Origin of the sequence: Sorangium sp. So ce375 (genome assembly GCF_051473855.1) — a bacterium.
GTDB lineage: Bacteria > Myxococcota_A > Polyangia > Polyangiales > Polyangiaceae > Sorangium.
Window position 1 is genome coordinate 1,208,975 of the sequence record NZ_CP150335.1, and the last position, 21,991, is coordinate 1,230,965.

18 protein-coding genes are annotated in these 21,991 nt (G+C 72.7%); 11 read left to right on the forward strand and 7 right to left on the reverse strand.

From position 1 onward, the window contains the following. Positions 1–10 precede the first annotated feature (10 nt). Positions 11–889 carry a hypothetical protein gene (locus WME90_RS04655; RefSeq protein WP_437279853.1) on the reverse strand — a complete coding sequence of 293 codons (879 nt, stop codon included), beginning with the start codon at positions 887–889 and terminating at the stop codon, positions 11–13. Between the two features lie 445 nt (positions 890–1,334). Here WME90_RS04655 and rpsL point away from each other — a divergent pair, with 445 nt between their 5' ends. The 9 genes from rpsL to rpsS all read left to right on the forward strand — a co-directional run bounded on the left by rpsL (position 1,335) and on the right by rpsS (position 8,275). Then, positions 1,335–1,733 carry a 30S ribosomal protein S12 gene (gene rpsL, locus WME90_RS04660; RefSeq protein WP_012233473.1) on the forward strand — a complete coding sequence of 133 codons (399 nt, stop codon included), beginning with the start codon at positions 1,335–1,337 and terminating at the stop codon, positions 1,731–1,733. Between the two features lie 37 nt (positions 1,734–1,770). Beyond that, a complete protein-coding gene (rpsG, locus tag WME90_RS04665; protein WP_012233474.1) occupies positions 1,771–2,241 on the forward strand; it encodes a 30S ribosomal protein S7 in 471 nt (156 codons plus the stop codon). A gap of 313 nt (positions 2,242–2,554) precedes the next feature. Further along, entirely contained in the window at positions 2,555–4,669 is a 2,115-nt protein-coding gene (gene fusA, locus WME90_RS04670) for an elongation factor G (protein WP_437279854.1), read from the forward strand. Positions 4,670–4,678: 9 nt separating this feature from the next. Next, complete coding sequence (gene tuf, locus WME90_RS04675; protein WP_012233037.1) at positions 4,679–5,869, forward strand: elongation factor Tu; 1,191 nt, start codon at positions 4,679–4,681, stop codon at positions 5,867–5,869. 10 nt (positions 5,870–5,879) lie between these two features. Continuing rightward, positions 5,880–6,191 (forward strand): 30S ribosomal protein S10, encoded by a 312-nt coding sequence (rpsJ, locus tag WME90_RS04680; protein ID WP_012233476.1) that lies wholly within the window; start codon positions 5,880–5,882, stop codon positions 6,189–6,191. Positions 6,192–6,204: 13 nt separating this feature from the next. Further along, positions 6,205–6,828, forward strand: coding sequence for a 50S ribosomal protein L4 (rplD, locus tag WME90_RS04685; RefSeq protein ID WP_437279855.1), 624 nt, complete (start codon positions 6,205–6,207; stop codon positions 6,826–6,828). 15 nt (positions 6,829–6,843) lie between these two features. Then, positions 6,844–7,140, forward strand: coding sequence for a 50S ribosomal protein L23 (locus WME90_RS04690; protein ID WP_437279856.1), 297 nt, complete (start codon positions 6,844–6,846; stop codon positions 7,138–7,140). Positions 7,141–7,142: 2 nt separating this feature from the next. Continuing rightward, positions 7,143–7,973, forward strand: coding sequence for a 50S ribosomal protein L2 (rplB, locus tag WME90_RS04695; RefSeq protein ID WP_437279857.1), 831 nt, complete (start codon positions 7,143–7,145; stop codon positions 7,971–7,973). 2 nt (positions 7,974–7,975) lie between these two features. Then, on the forward strand, positions 7,976–8,275 hold the full coding sequence (rpsS, locus tag WME90_RS04700; RefSeq protein ID WP_012233480.1) for a 30S ribosomal protein S19: 300 nt from the start codon (positions 7,976–7,978) through the stop codon (positions 8,273–8,275). 142 nt (positions 8,276–8,417) lie between these two features. On the opposite strand, the gene WME90_RS04705 is transcribed toward rpsS, so the two are convergent. From WME90_RS04705 to WME90_RS04730, 6 genes are all read right to left on the reverse strand, one after another. Continuing rightward, complete coding sequence (locus WME90_RS04705) at positions 8,418–9,407, reverse strand: tetratricopeptide repeat protein (protein WP_437279858.1); 990 nt, start codon at positions 9,405–9,407, stop codon at positions 8,418–8,420. A 62-nt stretch (positions 9,408–9,469) separates the two neighbouring features. Next, positions 9,470–13,729, reverse strand: a complete 4,260-nt coding sequence (locus tag WME90_RS04710; RefSeq protein ID WP_437279859.1) for a protein kinase domain-containing protein — start codon at positions 13,727–13,729, stop codon at positions 9,470–9,472. Between the two features lie 502 nt (positions 13,730–14,231). Next, on the reverse strand, positions 14,232–14,873 hold the full coding sequence (locus WME90_RS04715; RefSeq protein WP_437279860.1) for a tetratricopeptide repeat protein: 642 nt from the start codon (positions 14,871–14,873) through the stop codon (positions 14,232–14,234). After that, positions 14,873–16,303, reverse strand: a complete 1,431-nt coding sequence (locus WME90_RS04720) for a serine/threonine-protein kinase (RefSeq protein ID WP_437279861.1) — start codon at positions 16,301–16,303, stop codon at positions 14,873–14,875. The genes WME90_RS04715 and WME90_RS04720 overlap by 1 nt, the downstream gene beginning before the upstream one ends. A gap of 133 nt (positions 16,304–16,436) precedes the next feature. Beyond that, complete coding sequence (locus tag WME90_RS04725) at positions 16,437–17,858, reverse strand: GDSL-type esterase/lipase family protein (RefSeq protein ID WP_437279862.1); 1,422 nt, start codon at positions 17,856–17,858, stop codon at positions 16,437–16,439. After that, positions 17,855–18,997, reverse strand: a complete 1,143-nt coding sequence (locus WME90_RS04730) for an SDR family oxidoreductase (protein WP_437279863.1) — start codon at positions 18,995–18,997, stop codon at positions 17,855–17,857. The genes WME90_RS04725 and WME90_RS04730 overlap by 4 nt, the downstream gene beginning before the upstream one ends. A 198-nt stretch (positions 18,998–19,195) precedes the next feature. On the opposite strand from WME90_RS04730, the gene WME90_RS04735 reads away from it, so the two are divergent. Both WME90_RS04735 and WME90_RS04740 read left to right on the forward strand, forming a co-directional pair. Next, a complete protein-coding gene (locus tag WME90_RS04735; RefSeq protein WP_437279864.1) occupies positions 19,196–20,986 on the forward strand; it encodes a hypothetical protein in 1,791 nt (596 codons plus the stop codon). Then, positions 20,983–21,966: a 3D domain-containing protein gene (locus WME90_RS04740; RefSeq protein WP_437279865.1), complete on the forward strand. Its 984-nt coding sequence runs from the start codon at positions 20,983–20,985 to the stop codon at positions 21,964–21,966. The genes WME90_RS04735 and WME90_RS04740 overlap by 4 nt, the downstream gene beginning before the upstream one ends. Positions 21,967–21,991: the final 25 nt, after the last annotated feature.

Below are 21,991 nucleotides of genomic sequence, written 5' to 3' on the forward strand. Positions count from 1 at the left end.
GCGGTTGCGATCACTCGTGTGGAAGCTCGGCAGGCGCCTGGGCCGGCTCCGGCGGAGGCGCCGCCCCCGCGGTCGGCGTCGCCGCGGTCGGCGTTGCCGCCGTCGGCGTCTCCCGCGCTGTCGGCGTCGCCCCGGGCGGCGCGGCGGTCGGCTTCGCTGCGCTTGCGCGCTTCTTCGGCGGGGCGGCTGCCGCTGGTCCGGTGGCGCTGGCGGCTGCTCGTTGCGGAGCGGCGCTGGCGGCTGCTCCCTCTGGCGAGGCGCTGGCTGCAGCACGCTGCTGGCTCGCGGCGGGCGCCGGCTCCCCCGCGGCCGGCTCGGCCGTGACGATCGTTGGAGGCGACGAGTCGACGGGAGGTCGCGCCGGCAGCTCGCCCGTTGCGGTCGGCTCAGCGGGGTCAGCGATGGACGGCTTCGCGGCGTGCTCCTTTGCCGGGTCGGCCGTCGTGGGCTCCGGCGCGGCGCGCTCCGGTGCGCGGGGAGACTGCGCGGCGAACACGATCACCGCGGCGAGCGCCACGAGGCCCAGGAAGACCAGGAGCACGCGATCTCTCCCTGGCTTCGTCCGTGCGCTTCCGCCGCGCGCTCGCGCGGGCTGCGCCTCGACGCCGCCCCGCCGAGGGGATCGATCGTCGTCGCCGCGCGCTCGTGCGGGCTTCACGCTGCTCGGAGCAGCGGCGCCGCGCGCTCGCGCGCCGTCGCCGCTGCGGCTCGTCGGCTCGACGTGCGTCACCGTGGGGCCTCGCGCTGTCGCGCCGTCGCCCCGATCGCTTCGCGACGAGGGCGCCGCGCCGCCCGAGTCCACGGGGGATGCAGTCGTCGACGCGGCGCCGCCCTGCGGCGCCTTGCGCCGGCCTTCTTTACGCTGGGCGCGTGAGAGCTTCTTCGCCACGCAGCGACCGTACCGAACAGCAGCCGGGCCGCCAAGGGCCGCCGGCGTGTGACGGCGTCCGACTCGTGCGGCGCGCGGAGGCTCCCGCGTGTTCCCGGTGCCGCCGGCGCACGCCGAGCCCCTCTACGAACCGCGCACGGGCGGCCCCCGCAGGCGCGACGCAACCGACGCAACCGAGCCGAACGACGCAACCGAGCCGAACGACGCGGACGATGCAGCCGCCGCAAGCAGCGCGGCAACGCGATCGATGCGATGCTCGCAACGGACGCGACGGACGCGACGGACGCGACCGACGCGACCGACGCAACGCTCGCGATGGCCGCAATCCACGTGGCCGAACGGCACGCTGGCGCATCCAACACGAACGGGTGTCGTCCCGCTTGACATGGGTCGCCTCCTGGGTATCCTGCGCGTCCCCATCCCTCAGGTGGAAATCCGCGTCACTATGCCGACCATCAGCCAGCTCATCCGCCAAGGCCGCGAGGCCGCTCGTTACAAAACGGCCTCTCCTGCGCTCAAGTCCTGCCCGCAGCGGCGAGGCGTGTGCGTACGTGTTTATACCACGACGCCGAAGAAGCCCAACTCGGCGCTCCGCAAGGTCTGCCGCGTCAGGCTGAGCAACCAGATGGAAGTGACGAGCTACATCCCGGGCGAAGGTCACAACCTGCAGGAGCACTCGGTCGTCCTCATCCGCGGCGGCCGTGTTAAGGACCTGCCGGGCGTGCGCTACCACGTCGTCCGCGGCACGCTCGACGCGTCCGGCGCTGCCGGGCCGAGCTCCACCAACAAGGCGACCCGCAACCGCAAGCGCTCGAAGTACGGCGTGAAGCGCCCGAAGGCCTGATCGGCCTGAACGCGCGAAAGCCAGCAGAGGAACGAAGATGCCCCGTCGTCGCGAAGTCCCGAAGCGGAAGATCATTCCGGACCCGAAGTACAAGGACAAGCTCGTCGCCAAGTTCACGAACTCCCTGATGCAGTCGGGCAAGAAGGCGACCGCCGAGGGGATCCTCTACGGCGCGTTCGACATCGTGCGCGACCGATTCAAGGAGGAGCCGATCGACGTCTTCCGCAAGGCGCTCGACAACGTGAAGCCGAAGCTCGAGGTGAAGAGCCGGCGCGTCGGCGGCGCGACCTACCAGGTCCCCGTCGAGGTCCGCCCCGAGCGTCGCGTCGCGCTGGCGATGCGGTGGCTCGTAACCTACTCGCGCGGCCGCGGCGAGAAGACGATGCGCGAGCGGCTCGCCGCCGAGCTCGTCGACGCGGCGCAGAACCGCGGCAACGCGGTCAAGAAGCGCGACGACACGCACAAGATGGCGGAGGCCAACAAGGCGTTCGCCCACTACCGCTGGTAGGTCAGCGAGGCCAGCGCAGATCCAGGATCTGCGCTGGTTCGTCATTTCACGTATGTCACGTCGCATTTCCAGGCGAGGAGACGCGTAGAGCGAGATGGCACAGTCGACATAAGGATCGGGTTACAGAGCCGGTCCTCTCGAGGCAGCGCGACAGCGCTCGCCCTCGCGGGACCTAGAAAAGCTGCTGCTGTACCCCGACACCCTCTCCAGGTTCAAGTGCCCGCCACAACGGCGGCGGGCCGGGCTGGAGAGGGTGTTTTGCATCCTGAGTCCGGAACCCTCACCCCACGCATCACACGACGGAGAAGGAAAAGTGGCACGCGAGTACAGCCTGGAACGGACGCGCAACATCGGGATCATGGCCCACATCGATGCGGGCAAGACCACGGTCACCGAGCGCATCCTTTATTACTCGGGTGTCAACTACAAGATCGGCGAGGTCCACGAGGGCGCAGCCACGATGGACTGGATGGTCCAGGAGCAGGAGCGCGGCATCACCATCACGTCCGCCGCGACGAACTGCTTCTGGTCGCCGGAGCAGGGGCCCCAGAAGGGCGTCTCTCACCGGATCAACATCATCGACACGCCCGGTCACGTCGACTTCACCATCGAGGTCGAGCGGAGCCTCCGCGTGCTCGACGGCGCGGTGGCGGTGTTCGACGGCGGCAACGGCGTCGAGCCGCAGAGCGAGACGGTGTGGCGGCAGGCCGACAAGTACGGCGTCCCGCGCATCGCGTTCATCAACAAGATGGACAAGATCGGCGCCGACTTCGACATGTGCGTCGACTCCATCCGCGAGCGCCTCGGCGCGAACCCGGTGGCGATCCACTACCCGCTCGGCGCGGAGGACTCGTTCCGCGGCGTGATCGACCTCGTGACCCTCCGGGCCGCCGTCTTCGACGAGGAGACGAAGGGCCAGCGCTACGACTGGCAGGAGATCCCGGCGGACCTCCTGCCGCGGTGCAAGGAGCTCCGGGAGAAGCTCATCGAGGCGTGCGCCGACGCGAGCGACAAGGTGATGGAGAAGTTCATCGCCGGCGAGCTCGACCAGATCACCGAGCAGGAGATCCACGCGGCGATCCGCGCGGGCACCCTCGGCTTCAAGATCGTCCCCGTCCTGTGCGGCTCGGCGTTCAAGAACAAGGGGGTCCAGCTCCTGCTCGACGGCGTGGTGAACTACCTGCCGTCGCCGGTCGAGATCCCGGCCGTCGAGGGGACGCTGCCCGACAAGAAGGACAAGGTCGTCTCGCGCAAGGCGGGCGACGACGAGCCGTTCTCGGCGCTGGCGTTCAAGATCATGAACGACCAGTTCGGCAACCTCACCTTCTTCCGTGTCTACTCCGGCACGACGAAGAGCGGCGTCAGCGTGCTCAACTCGACGCGCGGCAAGCGGGAGCGCTTCGGGCGCATCCTCCGCATGCACGCGAACAAGCGCGAGGAGATCGACGTCTGCTACGCGGGCAACATCTACGCTGCCGTGGGGCTCCGCGACACCCGCACCGGGGACACGCTCTGTGACGAGAAGCACCCGATCGTGCTGGAGCGGATGGAGTTCCCGGACCCCGTGATCTCGATCGCCATCGAGCCGAAGACAAAGGTCGATCTCGACAAGCTCGGGCTCAGCCTGCAGAAGCTCGCCTACGAGGATCCCTCGTTCCGCACCTTCACGAACGAGGACACGGGGCAGACGATCATCGCCGGGATGGGTGAGCTCCACCTCGAGATCATCGTCGACCGCCTGAAGCGCGAGTTCAAGGTCGACGCCAACGTCGGCAAGCCCGAGGTCGCCTACAAGGAGACCATCTCGAAGAAGGCGACCGACGTGGAGGGGCGCTTCGTCCGGCAGTCGGGCGGGCACGGCCAGTTCGGTCACGTGAGGATCGACATCGAGCCGGCGGAGCGCGGCGCGGGCTTCGTCTTCGAGAACGATATCGTCGGCGGCATCATCCCGAAGGAGTTCATCCCCTCGATCGAGAAGGGCATCCGGGACGCGATGGGCCGCGGCGTGCTCGCGGGCTACCCCGTCGTCGACATCAAGGTGCGGCTCCACTTCGGCAGCTACCACGAGGTCGACTCCTCGGGGCCCGCGTTCGAGGTCGCCGCGTCGATGGCCTTCCAGGACGGCGCCAAGAAGGCGGGGCTCGTGCTCCTCGAGCCGATGATGGCCGTCGAGGTCGTGTCGCCCGAGAACTACCTCGGGGACGTCATCGGGGACCTCAACTCGCGGCGTGGCCGCATCCTCGATATGGGGCAACGCGCGAACACCCGGGTGATCCGCGCAGAGGTCCCGCTCGCCACCATGTTCGGTTACGCGACCGACGTCCGTTCCAAGACGCAAGGCCGCGCGACCCATTCGATGCAGTTTTCTCATTACGCACCGGTTCCGGCAGCGATCCAGGAAGAGATCGTCGTCAAGCAGCGAGGTTAAAGAGACGCCATGGCCAAGGAGAAATTCACTCGTACGAAGCCGCACGTGAACGTGGGCACCATCGGTCACATCGACCACGGCAAGACCACGCTCACGGCGGCGCTCGTCAAGGTGCAGTCGAAGCGCAACCTGGCGAAGGCGATCTCGTACGCCGACATCGCGAAGGGCGGGACGGTCCGTGACGAGACGAAGACGGTGACCATCGCGGCGGCGCACGTCGAGTACGAGTCGGCCAACCGCCACTACGCGCACGTCGACTGCCCCGGGCACGCCGACTACATCAAGAACATGATCACCGGCGCGGCGCAGATGGACGGGGCGATCCTCGTCGTGTCGTCGCTCGACAGCGTGATGCCGCAGACGCGCGAGCACGTGCTGCTCGCCCGGCAGGTCGGCCTGAACCACATCGTCGTGTTCCTCAACAAGTGCGACGCGGTGGACGACCCGGAGATGCTCGACCTTGTCGAGATGGAAGTCCGCGAGCTCTTGTCGAAGTACAAGTTCGACGGCGACAACGCGCCGGTGGTCCGGGGCGCGTCGCTGCCCGCGCTGCAGGGCGACCCGAAGTGGGAGGAGACGATTCAGCAGCTCCTCAGCGCGCTCGACAGCTACATCCCCGAGCCGGTGCGCGACATCGACAAGCCGTTCCTGATGGCGATCGAGGACGTGTTCTCGATCAAGGGCCGCGGCACGGTGGCCACGGGCCGCATCGAGCGCGGCGTGATCAAGGTCGGCGACGAGGTGCAGATCATCGGCTTCAAGGACACGAAGAAGTCGGTCGTGACCGGCGTCGAGATGTTCCGCAAGCTGCTCGATCAGGGGCAGGCGGGCGACAACGTCGGGTGTCTGCTCCGCGGTGTCGAGAAGGAAGAGATCGAGCGCGGCCAGGTGCTGGCGAAGCCCGGGTCGATCACGCCGCACACGAAGTTCACCGGTGAGGTGTACGTCCTCAAGAAGGAGGAGGGCGGGCGCCACACGCCGTTCTTCACCAACTACCGGCCGCAGTTCTACATCCGCACGACGGACGTGACCGGCACGGTGAACCTCCCCGAGGGGGTGAAGATGGTGATGCCGGGCGACAACATCACGATGACGATCGAGCTCATCGCCCCGGTCGCGCTGGAGGAGCAGATGCGCTTCGCCATCCGCGAGGGCGGCAAGACGGTGGGCGCCGGCGTCGTCACCAAGATCCTCGCGTAGGAAGAGCACCATGGCTGATACAACCAAGATCCGGATTCGCCTCAAGGCCTTCGACCACCAGCTGCTCGATAAGTCGACGAGCGATATCGTCGAGACGGCGAAGCGGACCGGAGCGCACGTCGCGGGACCCATCCCGCTGCCCACCGAGATCCGTCGCTATACGGTGCTGCGGGGGCCCCACGTCGACAAGAAGTCGCGCGAGCAGTTCGAGATCCGGACGCACAAGCGGCTTCTCGACATCATCGAGCCGACTCAGCAAACCCTCGACGCGCTGATGAAGCTCGACCTTTCGGCCGGCGTCGACGTCGAGATCAAGAGCTAGGAGTCCAGGTACCATGAAGGTTACCGTTTACAACCTCAAGCGGGAGCAGGTCGGGGAGCTCGACCTCTCGGACGAGGTCTTCGGGACCGAGGTGAAAGAGCACCTCTTCTACGAGGTCGTGAAGGCGCAGCTCGCGTCCCGCCGCTCGGGCACCAAGGCCACCAAGGAGCGGAGCGCGGTCGCCGGCTCCACGAAGAAGCTCTATCGTCAAAAGGGCACCGGCCGCGCTCGCCAGGGCTCGATCCGCGCGCCGCACCACGCGGGCGGCGGCATGGCGCACGCCCTGGAGCCGAAGGACTGGTCGTACCGTCCGCCGCGCAAGGTGCGCATCGGCGCCCTGAAGAGCGCGCTCTCCCTCTTCGCGAAGGAGGGGCGGCTCATCGTGCTCGATAGCTTGGAGGTCGCCGAGGTCAAGACCAAGGCGATCGCTGCCACGCTGACGACGCTGCAGGCTGATCGGAAGTCGCTGGTCGTCGACACGGCCGGCAACGAGAAGCTGGTGAAGAGCCTCCGCAACCTGGAGAACCACCAGTACCTGCCGCCGGAAGGGGTCAACGTCTACGACCTCCTCAGGCACGACCACCTCATCGTCTCGAGGGACGCCGCCAAGGCGCTCGAGGCGCGTTGCCTTCGCTAGTCAGGGGAGTCCGACATGCAGCCCGAGCAGATCATCCGCCGGCCAATCATCCTCACGGAGAAGTCGAGCCGGCTCCGCGACCAAGGCAACAAGGTCATCTTTGAGGTCCGCCGCGAGGCGAACAAGATCCAGATCAAGGACGCCATCCAGACGCTCTTCAAGGTGGGCGTCCTGGACGTCAACACGATGATCATGCGCGGCAAGGAAAAGCGCATGGGGCGCGGCTACGCGAAGCTGCGCAATTGGAAGAAGGCGATCGTCACCCTCAAGGAGGGTGACGAGATCCAGTTCTTCGACGAGAAGGCGGAATAGCCATGGGAATCAGATCCTTCAAGCCGACCTCGCCGGCGCGGCGTTACTACTCGGTCAGCGACTTCAAGGAGATCACGAAGGTCGAGCCCGAGCGGTCGCTGCTCGAGCAGCAGACGTCCACCGGCGGCCGGAACAACAACGGCCGGATCACGTCGCGGTTCCGCGGCGGTGGTCACAAGCAGCGCTATCGGATCATCGATTTCCGGCGCGACAAGATCGGCGTCCCGGCGAAGGTCGCCGCCATCGAGTACGATCCGAACCGCACGGCGCGGATCGCGCTCCTGCACTACGTGGACGGCGAGAAGCGCTACATCCTGGCGCCCGACGGCCTCGCGGTCGGGGCGACGCTGCTCGCGAGCCGGAACGCGGACATCAAGCCTGGCAACAGCCTGACGCTCCGCTTCATCCCGCCCGGCACCTCGATCCACAACGTGGAGGTCAAGAAGGGCAAGGGCGGTCAGCTCGTGCGCTCGGCCGGCGTGGCTGCGCAGCTCATGGCGAAGGACGGCGACTATGCGCAGGTCCGCCTCCCGAGCGGTGAGATCCGGAAGGTGCACCTCGATTGCCGCGCCACGATCGGGCAGGTGTCGAACTCCGAGCACGCGAACATCAGCCTCGGCAAGGCGGGGCGTTCGCGCTGGCTCGGGCGCCGGCCGCACAACCGCGGTGTCACGATGAACCCCGTCGATCACCCGATGGGCGGCGGTGAGGGCCGGACGAGCGGCGGGCGCCATCCGTGCTCGCCGTGGGGTCAGCTCTCGAAGGGCCTCAAGACGCGGAACAACAAGCGCACCGACGGGATGATTGTCCGGCGGCGCGGGACCAAGGGTTAGTCATGCCGAGGAGCATTAAGAAAGGGCCCTTCATTGACGGTCACCTGCTGGAGAAGATCCAGGCGGCCCAGGCGACCAATGCCAAGAAGGTGATCAAGACGTGGTCGCGCCGCTCGACGATCCTGCCCGAGTCGGTCGGCCTGACCTTCGCCGTGCACAACGGGAGGAAGTTCGTCCCCGTGTTCGTGACGGAGAACATGGTCGGCCACAAGCTGGGTGAGTTCGCCCCGACGCGCACGTTCCACGGCCACTCCGGGGACAAGAAGGCCAAGGTCGCCAAGGGCGGTCCGGGCGGTCGCTGATCGCTCCGCGTCAACCGCGAGCGCACCGACATGAAGCGGGCAGGGTCGCAACAGCGATCCTGCCCGTTCCTTATTTCCGCAGTTGCAATTCGAGAGCTGCCGTCTCGGCACCCCCGTATCCGCAGCGGGGGAGCCCCGCGCCTCAGAAATTGGTGCGCAGGCTGGCGAACCCGGGGCCGACGAGCAGCTGCGTCGAGGCCGTGGCGCTCTGCGAGCCGTCAGCGCCGCCTCCGGTGAAGCTCAGGATCAGCAGGGTCGTGCCCGTGGCGAGCCCGAGCGCGCCGATCACGACGCCGATGTTCGCGACCGTCTTCTGCGCCTTGCCGGCGTCGACGTCGTCCTTGCGATCGCTGGGGCAGGGGCCGTGGCAGCTCTCGGCGAGCTCGCTGTACGTGCTGTTCGCCATCAGCCCGGCGACGGTGAACATGGCGAGGCCCGCCACGCCCACGCCACCAGCGGCATAGGCGTAAGGACGCAGGTACGCGCGCGGCGAGGGCGCCTCCGTCGAGGGGGGGAGCGCGCCCTCGTCGAGGAGCGGCGGAGAGCCGGAGACGGCCTCGACCGGGCCGCTCGGCTCGGCGTCGAGCGAGACGGTCCTCGCTTCGCCCACCGAGAGATCGACCGTCTGCGGCGTCGAGGTGAGCTTGGTGCGCAGGACGATCTCGGTCTTGCCCGGCTTGACCGGGAACGGCTTGCCCCATCGCTCGCGCGGGACGTCCTTGCCGGCCACCGCGAGCGAGGTCGCCGCGTCCGGGTGCGCGACCGTGACCGTGACGAGGGCGATCTTGCGCGCGAGCTCGTCTCGCTCCAGCTGCGCCGTCTGCTCCGTCTGGGCATAACGCGGCTCGTCCTTCGCGCGGGACGCGGCCTCCGCCGCGACCTGATCGAACTCGAGGTACGCCTCGGTGTGATCGCCGAGATCCGCGAGGCAACGCGCGATGTAGAGGCGTGAGTTCGGGCTCGGCACGGCCGCGTACGAGGCCCGGAACTGCTCCAGCGCGAGCGCGTAGCGCTTGCTCTCGTAGAGGGCAGCGCCCTTCTTGAAGAGGCTCTGCGCCTTCTCCACCGCGTCCGGCGCGGGCGTCGCCGCGGCGCCGTCCGCGCCGGCCGCGGGGCCGGGGAGCGTGCACAAGCACAGGCAAGATGCCGCACCGAAGAGCAGCGCACGGAGCCAGGGTCGAGATCGCACGATGTTTAGATACCCGATGGGTTGTACTTCTTCTTGGGGGTGGGTTTGGCGGCCGGCGCTGGCTTGGGCGCAGCCTTCGTCGCCGTGGAGGTCGTCCGGGGGCGCGAGGTCGACGGCGGGCGCGAGGCCTGCGGCGCCGCGATGGGCTGCGACGTGGCCGCCACCGGCGCCTTGGCCGTCTCGGAGGGCGCCGGTGCCGCCGCGAGGGGCGTCGCGGAAGCCGTCGGCGTGGCCTCGGGAGGCGTCGTCGATGGCGTCGCCGACGGCTCGGGCGCGGGCGGTGACGGCGGCTGCGCCGCCGGAGGAGGATCCACGGGCGAAACGGGCGAGGCCGGGACGGCCTCCGCCGCGGCCGCGGCGGAGGTGGTGTCGGCCGCCGCAGGCGCGGGCAGCGCGTCGACGCGCGCCTTGCCGATCTCGGGACGCGAGCGCTCGTCGCCGCTGCGCGCGACAAGCGCGACGGCCCCGAGGGCCACACAGAACATCGCAGCGCCAGCCACGATCAGCTGGAGCCGCTTTCGTCGCTGGCCGGTCTCGTACGATCTGTCGACCGCCGTGACCTCGCCGACGTCGTTGGCGAGGCTCCGCGAGCTCCGCGCAAGGCGTTCTCTGAGCGCCGCCGCCCGGGAGGAGGGCGGGTCCGCCTCAGCGAGCACCTTCGTGACGGGCATGCCGGCCGCCGGGAGGATGCGCTTGGCGGACGAGCCGAGCGGCTTGCCCTCCCGGGCGGCGGGCCGCGGGCTCACCGGCGCGACCGGCTCGCCGGGCGGGATGTCGGCTTGCAGCGAGGGCGCGATGATGAGCCGCGGCGGAGTCTCGGCGGGCTGCGCCGGCACCGCGATCTCTTCGAGCGAGATCGGCTCCAGGCTGATCGGCACCTCCTCTTCCTTCGCCGCGATCGGGGAGGGGGCCGCGCCGCTCGACGAGAGGCCGACGCCAGCCGGCGCCGCTGTCGCCGCGGGGGACCCGGCAGCGGCGGAGGCCGCCGCGGCGGCGGGCCCGCCCTCGCGCGAGCCCACGCCGACGTCGGCCAGCGCGGCGTGGCTCTCCGGCGAGGCGCCGGGCCGGCGCTCGGAGTTCACGGCCGCGCCCGCGTCGACGGCCACGATCGCGTCGCGGAGCTCCTGCGCGCGCTTCGCCTGGATCTCGCCGATCGCCTGCCGCACGAAGGCCGCCACGTCCTCGTCGGTCGTGGGCTCGCCCAGCGTCGACGCCACCTGATCGATGGAGCGCTGCATCTCCGCGCACGTCGAGAAGCGGCTCTCGGGATCCTTCTCGAGCGCCTTGAGGATGATCCTGTCGAGCTCGGGGTGGATCGCGCCGTTCAGCTCGCGCGGGGGCAGCGGGTTCCTGATGGTGATGTTCTCGATGGTCGCGAGCTCGGTCTCGGCGCGGAAGGGGTGCAGCCCCGTCGTGAGCACGTACAGCAGCGCGCCGAGCGAGAAGATGTCGCTCCGGCGATCGATGGGGAGCCCGCCGAGCTGCTCCGGCGAGAGGTACGGCGTCTTCCCCTTGACGATGCCGCCAGCGCGCGTGACGTGCAGGCGTCCCTTCGACTTCGCCACGCCGAAGTCGACGATCTTCACGAAGCCGGCGGTCGAGATGAGCACGTTCGCCGGCGAGATGTCCCGGTGGACGAGGTCGAGCAGCACGCCGCTGTCGTCGCGGAGCTCGTGCGCGTTGTGGAGCCCCGCGCAGATCTGCGACGCGATGCGGAGCACGATCCGCTGCGGGATGCCCCCGAGCCGCTTCGCGGCCTTCTGCAGCGTGCCGGCCGTCTCGCCGTCGACCCACTCCATCACGATGTAGAGGACGTCGTCCTCCTCGCCGAGATCGAGGATCTCGACGACGTTGGGGTGCCGGATCCGCGCCGCGACCCGCGCCTCGTCGAGGAACATCGACTCGAAGTCGGGGTCGTCAGAGACGTCGGGCAGCATCGTCTTGATGGCGACGATCTTCCTGAAGCCGCGGGTGCCCTGCAGGCGCGCGGCCCAGACGGCCGCCATGCCGCCCTTGGCGACCGGCATGAGGATCTCGTAGCGGCCGAGGGTGCTCCCCGGCCCCAGCCGGTCCACGGCCGACGCCGCGCGACCCCACAGCTTCGTCTGGGCCCCGGTCGGCGTGGCGATCGTCCTGCTGGAGGTCGACGCGGGACCGCTGCCGCGCGCAGTCTCCTGCGCCGCAGCCGTCGACGCCGCAGGCGCGAGCGCCGCCGGCGGGGGCGGCGGGGTCTTCGCCGCGATGGGGATCGCAGGCGAGGTGGCCGACGCGGGCGCAGCAGCGGGCGGGGGCTGGGGAGCGCCTGGCGGCGCGGCCGGCGCGAGCGCGGCAGGCGGAGGGGGCGTTGCAGGCGGAGAGGGCGCCGCCGGCGCCATCGGCACGCGGCTCGTGGCTGGCGCCGCGGGTGCGGCCGCTGCGCGCGGCGGCGCCGGCGTCACGGCAGGCACCACGGGCGTGCGGCGCGCGGCAGCGGCCGGCGGCGCCGGGGGCGGCACAGGGACTCGAGGCGTCGGAGGGCTGGGCGTGATCGCTGGCCCGACAGCCGCGGGCGCTGCAGCGGCGACCTTGCCGTGGGCCTCGGGCTGCGCCGCCGCGCGAGGGGGCGGAGGCGGGCGTGGCGGTCTCGGCGACGGCGCACCCGGGATCGGCGTCGGCCGCTTCGGCACCGTCCCCTCGGCCGGCGTCGGCGTCGCTCGCGCCGCCACGAGGGTGTCGCCTGGATCGGCCGGGCGCGGCACGGCTGGCCGCGCCGGCGGCTGCTCCTTTGCCGTGGCCGTCCCCGTCGCTGCGGCGCGCCCGAGGCTCGCCGCGGCGGGGGCGCGGTCCGCCGTCCCCTCGCCCGGAACCTCGATCCGCGGCAGGGTCTGCGCAGGGGGCCGCGGCTTGGGCAGGGCGGGGGCATCGTCGACCGAGCCCCACCCGGTGTCGATGCTGGCGTGTGCGGCCTCGGCACCCGCCGGCCCGGCGCCGTTCGACGCGCCTGCGCCGGCCGCCGGCCTGGCCGCCAGGCCGTTCTTCGGCGCGGCGGCGTCCTTCGGCGCCGTGGCGCCGCTCGACGGGCGAACCTGGCCCGCGGCGACCGCGCCTCCCGCGGCCACGGGCGGCGCGCCCGGCGTCGCCGGGATCGCGCGCGCGCGCGGCGACGGCGCGGTGATCGCGTGACGCGGGCTGTCGCCACCGGGGGCGAGCGCGCCGTCGGCGGCAGGGATCGCCACGCCCACCAGCGTCATCCCCCGCGCGCGCGGCGGCGGCCGCGATCCGGGCGCGGCGGCGGGGCTCGCCATCGCCGCCGCGATCATCGTCCTGCGCGGCTCGATCGTCTTGCCGGCGAGCTTGTTCACCGCCGCGGCCACGTCGTCATCCCCGGCGATCCGCCCCGCTCCCGCGGCCTCCAGCGCCGCGAGCATCGCCGATGCGCTCTCGAAGCGGCGCGCCGGATCGCGCTCGAGCGCCGTCTGGACGACCGCGGCGACCTCGGCCGGGATGGCGCCTCCCGCGAGCCCCGAGAGCGGCGGGATCGGCGCCGTCTGCACCTTCTGGATGACCGCCGCCTCCAGCTTCGACGAGAACAGCCGCTGCCGCGCGAGCAGCTCCCAGAGGACCACGCCGACCGAGAAGAGATCCGCGCGCGGATCGAGCGGGGCCTCCGCGTGCGCCGCCATCGCCTTGACCCGCTCGGGCGCCGCATAGGCCAGCCGATCGGGGTTCCTCGTCCCCATGGGCGCGAGCCCGGCGATGGCGCGCGCGACGCCGAGCCCGCCGACCCGCGTGACGCCGTCGATGCCGACGGAGACGTGGGTCGGGCTCAGCTCGCCGTGAACGAGCGGCGCCGGCTGCGCCGTGTGCGCGGACGCGAGCGCGCGCAGCACGTCGACCGCGACGCGGAGGGACACCGGAGGCGGCAGCCCCTCGGCGCCGGCCAGAGGCACGAGCGCGCCGAGCGGCTCGCCCTCCACGTACTCCGAGACGATGAAGACCTCGCCGTCGGCGGTGCGGGCGTCGATCACCGAGAGCACGTTCGGGAAGCGGATCTGCTGCGCCATCCCGGCTTCACGGAGGATGCTGTCGGCGGTCTCGGCCCTCTTCGTGAGGTGCCGGTAGATGCGCAGGATCGTGACGGGCGGCGTGCTCTTCGCCTCGCCCTCGTCGGACGACGCCCGCGCGAGCCACGTGGAGCCGATGCCGCCGCCGGAGAGCTCTTTCAGCAGCTCATAATTGCCGAGTCGCGAAGCAGAGCCCGCACCGGGCGGCCTGTCGAGCGCCATGGGTCTCGCATGCTAACAGGACGTCAGAAGCTGGATCCAGCGTTCACGGCCGATGGCACGGCGGGCTTGGGCGTGTCCGGAGCGTCCTGTCAGGCGAGCCTCGCATGGGATCCAAGCAGGCGCCGGACGCTGGGGCCATCGCCGCGCGTGCGTTGACGCGCCCACGTTCCCGCGAGATCTCGCGGCGCGTGGACGCTCCGAGCGCGGGCGGGCACACGCCCATGACGAGCGCAGGGCCGCACGGCCAGGGAGCTCTTCGAAGGGCGCGCCGCCGCGGAGCGATCACGTCCGGAGCGAGGGCGTGGTCCCGACGCTCACATACACGTGTCCGGGTGTGGGGAGCTCAGCGCGCGCCGTCCAGGCCAGCGCCGCGCGCGGGTGAGCAGGCGATGTCTCTCAGGGTGGGGGACCAGCGAGGCGAACACCGCGCGCGAGGCGCAGGGCCAGCCGCTGCTCGCCAGGAGGCGCGAGCCGCCCCTCACGCGCCGACGGCTCGGCGATCTCAGGGCCGCGACACGCTGGACACGCGGAGCGCGACGGGGTGAACGGTCAGCGTCACGAACCTGGTGCGGCGCTCGTGGCTCGAGAACGCGCTCGCCGCGACGGGGACCCCGTGCCGGAGCGCCACGGCGACGTGGGGGCCCGGATCGACCCGGATCGCCCGCGACGGCTGCGCGACCTCGCCGTCGAGCAGCAAGGTCACGCCGTCGGTCGCGCCGGCGAGGTTCAGCACGATCCTCGGCATCCGTCCCTCGAGGTCCTGGAGGCGCGCGTCGATCTCGACGAGCACCGCCGGCGTCGCTGGCCGCGTGTCCACGTTCGCGATCGCGCGCGCGTGCTGGTACGTCCGCTCGGCCGTGCGCAGCCGGCCGAGCCGCTCGTGACAGAGGCCGACGTGGTACGTCACGTTCGCGGTCGGCCGCTGGCGGGCGATCCCCTCGAACCGGGCGAGCGCGTCGGCCCAGCGCCCCGCGATCTCGAGCGTCAGCCCCTGCGCGAACTGGAGCCGCAGCGCGCGCGTCGCGTTGTCGTCCTGCGCGTGCGCCCAGGAGGGCGAGAGCAGCGCCCAGCAAACGAGCCCGAGCGCGGCGGCGCGCCTGAAGGAGCGTCGGCGGCGAGCGGTGAGCGGTGCGGCGCTGGTCATCAGAACCCGGGGCTGGTGATGCGGGATCGCGATGGCCCGCGCGGCGCCTGCCAGCGCGGGGGCCTGTCCTCGGAGGCCGACGGGGCGTCGGCGCCGTCGGGGTCCTCCGAGGCGAGCCCGGGCGAGCGCAGCGCGCCGTCGCGGCCCGCCACCTTCCGGGGCGACGCGCCGCTGCCCGCCGCTTCGGGTGCGCCGGCGCCGCGCCGCCAGGCGGCGCCGCTGCCTTCGAAGGCCGCGGCCAGCACGGGGCGGAGGCTCTCGCGCGCCGCGGTCTCGGGCCCCGCGTCTCCCTGCGCCCGCAGCGCGGCCGAGCTGAGCGCCGCCGCGAGCGCCGCCGCGCCCGCGAGCCGGAGCGCCATGATCGTCTTCGCGCGGCGCGCCGCGTCCTGCGGGGCGTCGGCGCCCTGCGTGCGCCCGATCGTCGTCGCCTCGCGCCACCCGGGTGCCCGCGGCAGCCGGGTCCAGAGCCGCCGGAGGGCGTGGACGGCGGGCTTCGGCGGCGCGACGAGCGCGTCGCGGGGCAGCGTCGTCTCCTCCGACCGCGAGCCCACGGCCTGCGGCGAGAGGATGGCGATCGGCGCGGGCGCGCTCGCCCGGAGATCGTCGAGCGCGGCCTGGAGATCCGCGCGCAGCGAGGCCGCGTCCGGGTAGCGCCGCACCGGGTCCTTCTCGAGGCATCGGCCGGTGATCTTCCGGAGGCGCTGCGGGATCGAGGTCGGCAGCGGCGCAGGCTCGGTCTCGAGGATGCGCCGGAGGAGCGCGTGGTGGTTGCCTCCCGTGAACGGCTGCGCGCCGCTGAGCGCCTCGTACAGCATGACGCCGACCGCCCAGAGATCGGCGCGCGCGTCGATGGTGCGCTTGCCCAGCGCCTGCTCCGGGCTCATGTACGAGGGCGTCCCGAGCAGCTGTCCGTCGACGGTGATGGCGTCGCCCGCGCCCGTGAGCTGGCTGATGCCGAAGTCGACGATCTTCGGCACGATCCCCTCGCCGGGCACCATCGCCATCATGATGTTCTCCGGCTTGATGTCGCGGTGTACGACGCCCTCGGCGTGGGCGGCCGAGAGCCCGCAGCACACCTCGATGAGGACGGGCACCACCTCCTCGGGCGGCAGCGGCCGGTGCGGCAGCAGGCGGTCGGCGAACGGCGAGCCCCGCAGGAGCTCCAGCGCCAGGAAGAGGTAGCCCTCGTCCGGGAGCTCCCCGGCGTCGACCACGCCGACGATGTTGCGGTGCTGGAACTTGCCGATGATCTTCGCCTCCCGGATGAAACGTCCGACGACCTGCTCATCCCGGAGCGCCGGGGACAGCTTGAGCGCCACGTCCCGGCCGATGAGCTCGTGGCGCGCCCACCAGACGCTCGACATCCCACCCGCGCCGATCTGCTGGATCAGCCGGAAGCGACCGCCTGCAACGTCCCCGGCATGCAGCATGTGCCCCCTTCGCCCATCGCGCGTGAGAAGCCTTCACGCCGAGCGAGCAACGACAGGGGCAAAGCACGAGCAAGGCCACCGGGCCGGCCGCGTGCCGTCGGTGTCGGATGGGCCCCGAACGCGGAGCCGCTCGTCAGGGTCGATAGCGCTCGAGGATGTCGTTCGAGAGCTTCACGCCGAGCTCCTGGTAGCCGCGGTAGGTCAGGTGGACGCCGTCGCGCGACGCGCGCGGCGGTCGCTCGCGGTACCAGGCCTCGATCGAGCCCCTTCCGCCCATCGCCTCGTACGTGTCCCAGAACGCGCAGCCGCCCTCCCGCGCGGCGTCGCGCAGGACGTCTCGGACGAGGGGCGTGCGCTCCGGCGCGTCCCTCCGGTCCGTCGGCGCGAGCACCACGCAGTCGACGTCGGGCTCCACCCTGCGGGCGCGGGCGAGCAGCTCCGCGAGCTGCTTTCCGTAGAGGGACGGATCGGTGGTGACGTCGCCCGCCTCGTTCGTGCCGTACTCGATCACGACGAGCTCCGGCGAGCGCCGCGCGAGCTCGGCGGCCCAGCCGAGCTCGTTCCACCGCAGCGGCGTCGCCAGGCGGGCGCCGTTGATGCCGAGCGTGTCGATCACCACCCCGGGCCCGGCCTCGGGACCGCGCTCGACGACCAGCCCGCAGAGCTCGGCCCCGCCCGACGGCGCGACGCTGAGCTTCGTCGCGCCGACGCTCGCGAGCTTCGCGTGCTGCAGCGCGCCGGGCGCCTCGCCCGCGGCCGCGCGGAGCACCTCGCTCGGACCGCCCTCGATCGTCACCGCGACCTCGTCGGCCGGAGCGCTCGGGCGGAAGCACACGTCCCACAAAAGCCGCGCGGGGGGCCCCGCCGCGGTGACCGTGATCTCCGCGCGCACCGGCGCCGTCTGCGCGCCGAAGAGGACGCCCCCGAGCCCGAAGACGCCGTCGTCGACCGGCGTGGAGCCGCCCGGCGCCTTCGGGCGGGGCCGCCACTTGCCGTCGGCCGTGAGCCGCGCGCCGTCGTGGCGATAGGCGGCATAGCCGAGGTGCACGAAGCCGAGCCCGCCGTCGCCGAAGCGCCGCTGCAGGGCCGTGCGGACCGCGCCGCTCCAGAAATCCGCGGCGGCGTGCGAGTCGCCGAGCCAGGCGATGCGCACGTGATCCCGGCGGCGCCCTTGCTCGAGCGCGCGGAGCGCCGCGAAGAAGTGGGCGTAAGGCCCGTCTTGAGGGCGCAGCAGATCCAGCTCCGGCGGGCGCGCCGGCGCGGCCTCCGCGAGGGGCGGCGCAGCGGCGTGCTCGCCGACGGGCGCGGGGGCCTCCGCGAGGCGCGGCGGGGGCGAAGGCGCGGGCGGCGCGGATCCCACCTCGGGCGCGGGCGGCGCGACGTGCTCGCGCGTCGAGCTGCAGCCGAGCGACAGCGCCGCGATCAGCGCCGAGAGGGCGCACGCCGTCGCCGCGGAGAGGGGCCTCGCCGGCGCGCGCCGCCGTGGGGCGCTGCAGGGGGCCGCGCCGCGCTCCGGGATCTCCGCGCGGGCCGCGGAGCAGGCTGCGCCGCTCACGACAGCGGATCCTCGATGTCGAGCTCGGCGTCCGCGCTGACCTCGATCTCCTGGCGCTCGCGCCGCTCGCGGACGCGCTCCTGGACGGCGCCGACGAGCACGTCGACGTACGACTCGAAGGGCGGGCAGGCGACTCCGGCGGCCGTGAGCACGAGATCGGCGTTCCGGGCGTCGTAGCGCACCGGGGTCATCAGCTGCTCGACGAACGCGCGCGGGCTGCGGACGAAGCGCTCGATCCCCGGCGTGCGGAGCAGCGCCTTCGCGAGGTTCGACGGGATGTGACCGCGCGCGGCGCGACGCCCGCTCGCCCGCGCGATGAGATCGAACACCCGCCGCGCCGACAGCGGGTGCGGGTCGGCGATGTGGAGCGTGCGCCGCGGCGCGAGGCGGCTCAGGCCGATCGCGTGCGTCGCGCGGACGACGTGATCGACGGGGACGATGTTGAGCGGCACGTCGCCGCGGCCGGGCATCGGGATCGCCATGTCGGCCGGCGCCGCCATGATGAGCAGCACCAGGAGGTACAGGCCGTCGAACCGGTCGATCTCCCCGGTCGTCGAGTCGCCCACCACCGTTGTCGGTCGGACGATCGCCGCCGGCACGTGGCGCATCGCCCGCCGCACGAGCACCTCCGCGCGCATCCGCGTCTCCTCCACGGGGTTGCGGAACGCCTGGCCGGCCTCGAGATCGTCCTCGTACACCGTCCCCGTCCGGTCCCCCGCGACGAACGCGGTCGATTGATGGACGAGGCACTGGAGCGAGGCGCACGCGCGGGCGAGCTCGATCACCTCGGCCGTCCCGACGACGTTCACGGCGTGGGCGGTGCTCGGGGCGGCCCCGGCGTGGCTCACGTACGCGAGGTGATGGATCCGGTCGACCTCGCGGGCCAGCTGCCGGAACTCGGCGCCCGACAGCCCGAGATCCATCGCCGCGACGTCCCCCTCCAGCAGCACGACGCGCTCGCGGTCCGCCGCCGGGAGCGCCTCGCGCTCCGCGCTCGCCTGCGCGGACGATTTCGCGAGCACGACGGCATACACGAGCGTGCGCGGCTCCGACGCGAGGATGTGCAGCAGCATCTTCCGCGCGGTGAACTTGGGGAAGCCGGTGACGAGCACCACGCTGTCGTAGCCGGGGCGGGGCATCGGACCGAGCTTAGCGCAGCGGTGTGCCTGCTCCGCAGCTTTCCATTGACGCCGCTCGGACCAGCGCAGGGCCGATGGGGGCAGCGGCCGTGCCCCGCGTCGCTGTCCGGCCGGGGCGTGGACCGCGGCCAGGGGCGTGGGATTTTGCAGGTTCGTGGTCGACCGCGGCGGGAAGGCGCTACCGTTCGGGTCGTGATCGTGCGATCGACCTCTACCACGCGCCGTCGCGCTGCCGCGCTCCTGGCCATCGCCCTCGGCCTGAGCGCGGGCGCTCTGGGCTGCAAATCGCCTGGCGCGCCGTCCGACGCCGGCGCCTCGGCGATGAGCCCCGTGCCCGCGCCGGCGGGGCTCATCGCCGAGGCGTTCCTCCCGACGCCGGACGCCACGTGGGCCAAGGCGCGCGCCCTCATCGGCAGCTCGGGGGCGCTCCTCCCGAGCACCGCGGGCGCGCTCGCCGCGTCGCTGTTCGGCCTGCCCATCACCGTCGCGTCCGAGATCGACGGCGGCGTGCCGGTGCTCGGCGCGGCCGTGGAGGCCGCCGACCGCGCGCGCCCGCGGGCCGCGCTGGGCATCCACGTGAAGGACGGTGGACGCTTCATCGATCAGCTCACGCGAGGCGAGGGGGCGCGCTTCCGCGCGAAGCTCGACGCGGCGACCTCCATCGCGCTGCTCGAGCCGCTCCAGGGGGCGAGCCCGGTGGCCCTCGGCGTCCTCGGCAACTACCTCCTCGTCGCGGAGACGCCGGGCGATCTGATCTCCCTGGGCCCGTACGTCGCGCGGACGATGCCGCAAGCGCAGGCGCCGAAGGAGGACCTCGCGGTCGAGCTCCCTCGGTCCGCGCTCGAGGGCCCGGTGCTCAAGGCGGCGCGGAGCGCCTGGGACAAGGCGCGCGGGCCCGACGGCGCGCCGCGCGCCACCGCGGTCCCGCTCGGCCCGATGATAGAGAGCGCGCTCGCGGTGCTCGGCGATCTCGAGCGGGCGCGCCTCACGCTCGTGCTGGACGACAACGTGCACCTGCGCGCCTCCGGGACGCCGAAGGCAGGGGGCGGCCCGGCGTCGAAGGCGTCGGCCGATCTCGCCGTCGGCGACGTGAAGCCGCTGCTCGATCTGCCGGCCGACTCGCTCGTCGGGATCCTGGTGCGCGATCGGGCCGCGACGCGCGCCGAGAGCGTGCCGAGGCTCGTCGACGCCCTCGCGGGGCTCGTCGAGGGCGACCTCCCGCCCGCGGAGCGGGAGCGGCTCGGCGCCGCGATCCGCGCGGCGTCGGACGCGCGCGGCGACTGGTTCGCCGGCGGGCTCCGCTTCGACGGCGCGGGTCCCACGGCGTTCGTGCGCGCCGCCGTGGGCGACCGGGCCAAGCTCGAGGCCGCCATCCAGGACCTCCTCGGGACCTCGGAGCTCCCGCCGATCAAGGCCGCGCTGCAGCGCGAGGGGCTCCGGGTCTCCGCGGCCAAGGCGGAGCTCCCGCGGCTCGAGGGCGACGTGCGGCGGGTGCGGTTCGAGCGGACCGCCGGGGCGAGCGGGCCTGCCGGCGCGGGAGGTGCGCCGGCGCGCAAGGGGCCGCAGGGCGCGGGGCCGTCCGGCGGCCAGGGGGGGCCCGCCGCGCAGGGGGCGTCGCTCCCGCCGTCGTCGATCGAGCTGCTCTACCTGATCCGCGACGACGGCCTCTTCGCCTCCGTCGGCAACGATCCGGGCGCGGGGCTCCGCAGCGTGGTCGCCGCGCTCCAGGGAGAGCGCCTCGGCGAGGTCCCGGCCATGAAGACCGCGCTGGCGCCGCTCGGCTCGGACATCGCGTTCGCGCTGGTGGTCGAGCCGCTGCGGCTCGTCGCGAGCCGCCTGGGCCAGCCGGGCGCGGGCGACGCCGCGCCCGTGGTGATCGCCGCCGGCGCCGCGCCCGAGAGCGCCGGCGCCCCCGCCGCGTTCTGGGCGCGCGCAGACATCGCCGCAGCGGCGATCCGGGAGCTCGCCCGGCTCGGCGGTGCCTTTTGACGAGCGCGGCGCGCGCGAAGGCGCTCGTCGCCCGCGGGATCCATGCGCTCCTGCTCGCGTTCGCCGCGGGGTGCGCGGGCAAGGGCGGCGCGGACTGGGTCCATGACGGATCGAGCGAGCCGCAGATCGCGCGCGGAGGCGGCGGCTGGCTCCACGAGCCCGCCCCGGACGACGGCGATCGCGGCCGGGGCGCCGGCGCCGCAGGTGAACCCGGGGGCCGCGCGCGACGTGTCGGCGGCGCGCCGGGCGAGGCGCCCGACGCGGCGCAGGCCGACCCGGGCGGCGTCGAGGGCGCGGCGTCGGCGCAGGACGAGCCCGCGATCCTCGTGCGCGAGCACGGCAGGCCCGCGCGCGCGGCGCCGGCGCCGGCGCCGGCGCCGCAGGTGGCGCCGGGGCTCGCGCCCGGGCTGTTCCGGAACACCTACTACGACTTCCCGAGCGAGGGCGCGGGGCCGAAGGATGCGGTCCTCTACGACGCTGGGTGCGCGCCGCTCGCGAGCGTCCCGCGCGCGTTCCACGATCAGGTCTGCGTCCAGGGCAGCGGTCGGCTCGCATCGGGTGCCACGGTGAGCTTCGCGCGACGCGGCTGCGCGTGCGCCGATGTCTGCCCGCGCACCGGCCAGCAGGTCTGCTTCGAGCGGCTCGACCCGCGGCGGTTCCCGTATGGCCGCGGCGCGACCGGGCGCCCGATCACGCCGCTGCGCACGGTCGCGGTCGACTCGAGCGTCATCCCGCTCGGCACGTCCCTCTTCGTGCCCGAGCTCGTCGGGCTGCCGCTCCCCGGTGGAGGCCTGCACGACGGCTGCTTCGTCGCCGAGGATCGCGGCATCAAGGTCGTCGGACGGCAGATCGACGTCTTCACCGGCGATCCTGCGGTCACCGCGCGCCTCAACGCGCTCTTTCCATCGAACCGCGGCGTGCGCCTCGTGCTCGACGACGCGCGCTGTCGCGCGCTCGGGGGCCCTGCCGGGCCATCCTAGCTCCGCGCATCAGCGGCCCCGCCGG

What these genes read in the sequence shown, in the direction of transcription:
- rpsS (WP_012233480.1), top strand. Translation starts at nt 7,976, where the DNA reads ATGCCGAGGAGCATTAAGAAAGGGCCCTTCATTGACGGTCACCTGCTG.
- rpsJ (WP_012233476.1), top strand. Translation starts at nt 5,880, where the DNA reads ATGGCTGATACAACCAAGATCCGGATTCGCCTCAAGGCCTTCGACCAC.
- WME90_RS04715 (WP_437279860.1), bottom strand. Translation starts at nt 14,873, where the DNA reads ATGACCAGCGCCGCACCGCTCACCGCTCGCCGCCGACGCTCCTTCAGG.
- rpsG (WP_012233474.1), top strand. Translation starts at nt 1,771, where the DNA reads ATGCCCCGTCGTCGCGAAGTCCCGAAGCGGAAGATCATTCCGGACCCG.
- rpsL (WP_012233473.1), top strand. Translation starts at nt 1,335, where the DNA reads ATGCCGACCATCAGCCAGCTCATCCGCCAAGGCCGCGAGGCCGCTCGT.
- rplB (WP_437279857.1), top strand. Translation starts at nt 7,143, where the DNA reads ATGGGAATCAGATCCTTCAAGCCGACCTCGCCGGCGCGGCGTTACTAC.
- WME90_RS04710 (WP_437279859.1), bottom strand. Translation starts at nt 13,729, where the DNA reads ATGGCGCTCGACAGGCCGCCCGGTGCGGGCTCTGCTTCGCGACTCGGC.
- WME90_RS04730 (WP_437279863.1), bottom strand. Translation starts at nt 18,997, where the DNA reads ATGCCCCGCCCCGGCTACGACAGCGTGGTGCTCGTCACCGGCTTCCCC.
- rplD (WP_437279855.1), top strand. Translation starts at nt 6,205, where the DNA reads ATGAAGGTTACCGTTTACAACCTCAAGCGGGAGCAGGTCGGGGAGCTC.
- WME90_RS04690 (WP_437279856.1), top strand. Translation starts at nt 6,844, where the DNA reads ATGCAGCCCGAGCAGATCATCCGCCGGCCAATCATCCTCACGGAGAAG.
- WME90_RS04720 (WP_437279861.1), bottom strand. Translation starts at nt 16,303, where the DNA reads ATGCTGCATGCCGGGGACGTTGCAGGCGGTCGCTTCCGGCTGATCCAG.
- tuf (WP_012233037.1), top strand. Translation starts at nt 4,679, where the DNA reads ATGGCCAAGGAGAAATTCACTCGTACGAAGCCGCACGTGAACGTGGGC.